The organism is Peptostreptococcus russellii (assembly GCF_900110295.1).
In the GTDB taxonomy this organism is placed as follows: domain Bacteria; phylum Bacillota; class Clostridia; order Peptostreptococcales; family Peptostreptococcaceae; genus Peptostreptococcus; species Peptostreptococcus russellii_A.
Map to the genome: position 1 here is coordinate 1 of NZ_FODF01000035.1, position 6,531 is coordinate 6,531.

5 protein-coding genes are annotated in these 6,531 nt (G+C 29.3%); 1 reads left to right on the forward strand and 4 read right to left on the reverse strand.

Annotated features, from left to right (window positions below; all coding sequences use genetic code 11):
- Positions 1 to 310 precede the first annotated feature (310 nt).
- Positions 311 to 1,825, forward strand: coding sequence for a hypothetical protein (locus BMY82_RS08840; protein WP_091976188.1), 1,515 nt, complete (start codon positions 311 to 313; stop codon positions 1,823 to 1,825).
- 368 nt (positions 1,826 to 2,193) lie between these two features.
- Here BMY82_RS08840 and BMY82_RS08845 read toward each other — a convergent pair whose 3' ends face one another.
- The 4 genes from BMY82_RS08845 to BMY82_RS08860 form a co-directional block, all read right to left on the reverse strand.
- Positions 2,194 to 2,613: a PTS mannitol transporter subunit IIA gene (locus BMY82_RS08845; RefSeq protein WP_091976189.1), complete on the reverse strand. Its 420-nt coding sequence runs from the start codon at positions 2,611 to 2,613 to the stop codon at positions 2,194 to 2,196.
- A gap of 3 nt (positions 2,614 to 2,616) precedes the next feature.
- Positions 2,617 to 4,011 carry a PTS transporter subunit EIIC gene (locus tag BMY82_RS08850; RefSeq protein WP_091976190.1) on the reverse strand — a complete coding sequence of 465 codons (1,395 nt, stop codon included), beginning with the start codon at positions 4,009 to 4,011 and terminating at the stop codon, positions 2,617 to 2,619.
- A 644-nt stretch (positions 4,012 to 4,655) separates the two neighbouring features.
- Positions 4,656 to 5,432, reverse strand: a complete 777-nt coding sequence (locus BMY82_RS08855; protein ID WP_091976191.1) for an SDR family NAD(P)-dependent oxidoreductase — start codon at positions 5,430 to 5,432, stop codon at positions 4,656 to 4,658.
- A 97-nt stretch (positions 5,433 to 5,529) separates the two neighbouring features.
- Positions 5,530 to 6,261: a GntR family transcriptional regulator gene (locus BMY82_RS08860; protein ID WP_185594236.1), complete on the reverse strand. Its 732-nt coding sequence runs from the start codon at positions 6,259 to 6,261 to the stop codon at positions 5,530 to 5,532.
- Positions 6,262 to 6,531: the final 270 nt, after the last annotated feature.

Sequence of the window (6,531 nt, forward strand, 5' to 3'; positions counted from 1 at the left end):
ATCTACAAATTTATAATCTTTATTTTCAGACATAACACGATCCTCCTAAATTTTTTAAAAAGTTTTTTTACTTACTTAACGACGTCGTTTAAAGAAAAGAAATATAAATTAAATTTTTATTTTATTTTTTTATTTCTTTTTCTATCTTGTCTTTATAATAGTTTATATTTTGTAATTTTTCAATATATTTTGAATTTATGTCATTATTTGTACAATGACAATTTATTGACATTTATGTTAAAAGGAACTATTATAATAGATATATAATATTAAATATTCAGTTTTTTAATTATTAAGGGAGGTGTATGCTATGAAACTATTGTCTCCTTTGGGATTTCTTTTAGAATCCCTTAGTATTCCGACAGTTTCCTTGTCTAGAGAACTACATGTAGATGCAAGTTTAGTAAGCAAATGGAAAAGTGGAAAACGTCAACTTAAAAGTAATTCTATATATTTTGACTCTATAGTTGATTTTATTATTGATGAAAGTGAAAAAAGTAACCATCAAATTCTATCAAAATCACTTTCAGAAATGTTTCCTATGGACGAACTAGATGAAAGCGATGATTTAGAACCTTTTGTAAGAACCGTTCTTTCTAAAAATGAAATGCTTAACACTACTATTCCCAATCTAACTTCAGATAGTATGAAACATTGTATAAAAGTAAGTTCTTATGAGCAAAACGAGGGTCGAAGGCAAGCTATTTCAAAACTGCTTAGTTTTGCAGAAGCAATGCCATCTCCGGGGGAAATAATTTTTATAGATTCCGATGAGTACGAATGGCTCTTAGAGGAAGATGATTTTGCAATGAAATTCTGCAAAAGAATAAGAGATCTTTTGAACAAGGGTTTTAAAGCAAAGTTTGTTATACATTTTTACTCCTATAAGAAGCGGCTAGTAAAGTTTTTTGATAAATTTAATATACTTGTTTTTCATCCCAATATAAAGTGGTATTATCATGAATATTACGATGAAAATGCCCTTCATTTTTCTCAGTTTATAATAAACAAATCTATTTCACTTTTAGGTGTTTCCACTTCGCAAAATAGTTCTACAACAATGGTATTTACGGACAGTTCATCCATTATAAAGCACTGGTCTATGGCTGAATCTCTAATAAGTTACTCTAATGAACTATTTATTAATTTTGAAACAGATAGGTGTAGAGAAGTTGTGGACTATGTAAGTGTAATAAGAAAAAGAGGAACTGTTTATTCCTACCTTCCATCTCCTGCCTTTGTTTCTACCAGTTCAGAACTTATACATGAAATTCTTACTGATAACAATGTTAGCGATAAAAATATAGAAAGATGCATTAAACTGAACAGCAGTATGAAAAACATGGTTAAGTCTCAATATCACGGACTATATGATGTTCCAGAAAGAATTGTATATTTATTTCACCTTGAAGAACTTGTAAAAAGGGCTCATTCTTCACAATTTGTAAGTTGTAGTCTCTCTCTTATGTCTGAAAAAACTATCAAGGTGTCTAAGCTACAATATTCTCGAGCTCTTAGAGAACTTGTTATTTCGCTTAAAAAATACGACAATTTAGAAATTGTTCTAGTATCTGAAAATGACAACGTTCCACTACCAGCTTTACCTGAAATGAACTGTTGGTGTAAACAGAATACCTGGTTGATACAAATGTCAAAAGACGGCTTTAGAATTAGCGATGAAGTAAGTATAGTAAATGCTACGTCAATAGCACTTGAAAAATCGATAAGAATGGTTCCACGAAATAAAAGAAGTAAAGAATATGTTATTCCCCTTCTTATGAATCTTTCAGATGAATTGGAAAACGAGTTTAATGAGATTTTTTAACTATTTTTGTATTTTATATAAAAACTTTATGTACTCTAGACACTGTTTTATATTTAGTTCTTAAAAAATAGTGCTGATAGTTTTTAAGAACTTTATATTATTTTTAGATCAAAATACATCAGCACTATTTTTATAGAAATTTAAATTAAATAAATCTCAGCATATAAAAAAGCAACATCTAGATTAATTATCCTAGATGTTGCAATATAAAGCTATATTTTATTTATAAACGTCGATAGAAAAATAAAATATATCAAACTCTGTCGTATGTCAGTTGTGTTAAATTTAATTTTAAAATATCTTTAATAGCCAAGAACTTTCTTCTATCTCTAGCAAAACTTCGTCTATAACTATTTTTATAACTTTTTTTAAGAATTAAATAAAGTTATAAACTCTTCTTTTGTCTCGCTACTTAACAATGAATTTACAAAGTCCATTTCAGAAAGTTTTATAGCAATATCTTGAAGTATCTCTAGATGATCATCGTCTTTTCCTGCTATCCCTATCATTAAGAAAACTTTGTTTTCATCATAATCAATTCCCTCAGGAAAATGTAATAATACAATCCCTGATTTTTTAACATACTGCTTTGCATCATTTAACCCATGAGGTATCGCTATGCCGTTTCCTATATATGTTAAATCAGTTTTTTCCTTATCTAACATAGATTGAATATATGCTTCTTCTATAAAGCCATTTTCCAATAACTTTTCTCCAGCTAATTTAATAGCTTCCATTTTTTGCATACTGTCTAAATTAAAATATGTACATTCATTGCTAATATTCATAGTTTACTTCACTTCTCCTTCTAATAAATCTTTTATTATTCTATCATATTCAGGATCATTTAAAAAGGAATTTACAGTCCTTACAACTGCATTTGGCGCAACTGCACATGCACGTTCTTTAAGATTCTTATGCGTTATAATCACTTTTGTATCTTTTGGTACAGTGTCAACTGCCATATTTGTGACTTCTATTGGAAGATTGGCATCCTTGATTTTCTTCTTTAAAATTCCACTTCCCATTGCACTTGATCCAACTCCTGCATCGCATGCAAATATTATCTTTTTTATTTCCTCTGTTTTATATCCTTTTTCTTTTGACTTTGATTTACTTGAAACACCTAACATTTCGCCTATATCATCACTTAAGCTCATATCTGATTCTTCCTCGTTTTTATCTATCTTCAAGAAGAATGATGCAAGGAAGAAACTTCCTAATATACCAGCTAACAATCCTAATAATACTGATATTGCACCTGTTCTAGGAAGCATAATTAGGAATGATATAATACTTCCTGGATGAGGATATCCTGCTAATCCTGCATTTAATAAAGTCCATACTATTATTTGGCAAACTCCTCCAGCTATAACGGCTAAGAACATTACCGGCTTCATTAAAACATATGGGAAGTACACCTCATGTATCCCCCCTATAAATTGAATTATCAATGCTGAAGGGGCAGATTTTTTACTGTTTCCTTTTCCAAATACTGAATATGCAAGTAATATTCCTGCTCCAGGAGCTGGACTAGATACCAACATATAAAAGATTGTTTTTCCACCATTTTTTAATATTTCTGCAGATCCCAAAGGAACAAAAATTCCCTGATCTATTGCATTGTTTAAAAATAGTACTTTTGCTGGTTCTATAATAACTGCTAATAATGGCAATAAATTTAACTTTAATATATAGTGAACTCCATTTGTTACTGCATCTGTTGCTATTTCAATTGCCGGTCCTACCAAATAGAAAGAAATAACAGCCATTATCATACCTATAATACCTATTGAAAAATTGTTTACTAACATTTCAAAGCCTGTTTTTACTTTTCCATCTATAAGCGAATCAAACTTTTTCATCACATATGCTCCAACTGGTCCTAGAACCATCGCTGCTAAAAACATTGGTATATTAGAACCAAATATTGCACCTGAAGCTGCTACAACACCTGCAACTGCTCCCCTTTGACCATATATTAATTTCCCACCTGTAAAGGCAATTAATATTGGTAATAGATACTTCAATATCGGTTCTATTAAAGTTGCTAACTCTGGATTTGGTAACCAGCCTGTTTTTAGGAACAGAGCTGTAATAAGCCCCCAAGCTATGAATGCTCCAATATTTGGAATTACCATCCCAGCCAAGAAGCCTCCAAACTTCTGAATTTTCATTTTAAACATTTATAATACCTCCTAAATTATAAATTAATGTTTGTTTATAAAAATACATCGATTGTAATAGCAACTTAAACGCTTAATAACTCCATCAACCTAATTAAACTTACTTTCATATAATTTCTTAGTTTTCTCTTATATATTATTGATACCTTAGTAAATAGCATATCTGTTTAATAGAATTTACTAGAAAAAATATTTTTTACAAGTGTTTTGTAAAACGTTTTTATGAATATCCTACTTTTAAATCCCTAGATAAGATCTTATATAATTTTTCAATAATAAATATGCACTTATATTCAAACTCACTAGTTAATTTCTCTAAATCTAATTAATTATCATTTAATTATTTTTTCAAACGTCCTGATATACAAATTAATCATACATCTTTATGGAAAATATTTTATTATTCATTATCTTGATAAGTGTTTATTTTTATGATTTCTGTATTATATTAAATAGATTCATCATAGTTCTCCTCTAAATATTTAATACTTTAGTAAATTTAAAACAGAACTATTGATGAATCATTTTTTATAAAGCTGTTCAAGTCGATTTTACAATTAATTATTTATAAAAATCTATAATATTTTATATTTTGCTTAAGATATTTTTATTAAGTTTATTTCTTCTTAATTTTAAGATAACAATTAAAACATTATATCTCCGCCATTTAAATTGATTGTCTGTCCTGTTATATAACTTGATTTATCACTCAGTAAAAATTTTACACAATTTGCTATATCTTCTACAGTTCCCAAACGTCTTAGCGGTATTTTGCTTTTAAAGTAATCCATTACTCCGTCTGCCTCTAGATTTCTTTTTCTAGCATAATCTAGCTTTTGTTTATCCCACATTGGAGTATATACAACTCCTGGAGCAATTGAATTTACTCTTATATTTTTAGGACCAAACTCAGCTGCCAATGACTGAGTCAAGCCTATCACACCAAATTTACTTGAACAGTATGCCTGATACCAGCTTGTTCCTACTTTACCAGATTGTGATGATATATTTACGATTGAACCTTTTCCATTTTTCAACATATGCTTAACTGCTATTTTATTACATAAAAACTGTCCCTTTAAATTTACATCCATTGTTTTGTCCCAAAGTTCTTCTGTATGTTCAAAATATGGAGTAATTCTTGAGATTCCTGCACTATTTACCCAGTAGTTAATTGTTCCAAACTCTTCTTCAAGATATTGTCCAAACTTTTCAACTTCATTTTTATTAGATACATCTAATTTATACGAAGAAGCCACATATCCTGCATTTTTTATTTTTTGAGCAACGTTTTCCGCATTTTCAAGGTTTTGATCAGCAATAACAACTCTTGCTCCTTCTGATGCTAAAGCTTCTGATATTCCAGCGCCTATGCCGTTACCTCCACCTGTGACTATAATGACATCATTTTTAAATTCCATTTAATTACCTCCCTTTTGACTGGTTATCACGTCATGATGTCATTATATCACTAAGCTCATTTAAATTCAATTATAAATTGCATTTAAATGAATTTTTTTAATCTTGATAATTTAAAGTTACCTTGTAAACGCTTAAATCACCTATATCACGAGAAATAGAATAGTCTACTATTTTCCCATTATTATCATAGGATTCTGTCTTTACAAGCTGTATTGCCTGATTTTCATCCATTTCAAGAAGCTTGGCATCTTCAGCACTCACCAGTTGAGCTCTAAACTCCTTTTTACCATATGCTATTTTAACATTATACTTTGTTCTTAATATTTCAAACAAGGATACATTAGATAGATCATACTTATCTAAATCACTCGCAATATTTACCGGAACATAAGTTGTTACTAGTATCGCTGGTCTATTATTTAAAAATCTAAGTCTTTCTATTTTAAAAACCTCATCTATTTCTTTGAAAACACTAAACAACTCTGCTGGAGTATTCTGTTTTTCTATACTTAATAGCTTTGTAGAAACCTCATATCCTTTTTTTTCAAACTCTTCACTAAAGCTTCTTAATGTTTCTAGTTCCCAGTAGTGCTTCTTTTCCCTCTTAGCTACAAAAGTTCCAACTCCTCGTCTTCTTTCTAAATATCCAAGATTAACTAAATTATCTACTGCCTGTCTTATTGTAGTTCTACTTACACCAAACTGTTTTATTAACTCTTTTTCCGATGGCAAGGGATTGTTAATAGAGTAAGAACCATCTTCTATTAACTTTATAATCATTTCTTGAACCTGATAATATAGTGGTATTGGTTTGCTTTTATCTATCATATTCTTCACTCAAAAAATCTTTATTTAAATGAGTATCCTCCAATCTTTTTTTATTTTAATCTTTTAACAAGAAAGTATATTATCCTTCTTATTTTATATAGTATAACATATTTTCCTAAATATATGTTATACCAGATTACTTACTTAAAGTAATCGCTTAATTTATTATTTAAAGAAAATATACTTATAAAAATTAAAAAAGGACTTCATATTGAAGTCCTTAGTCACTTGGCTGCGTCCTACTCTCCCAGACAGTTTCCCATCAAGTAC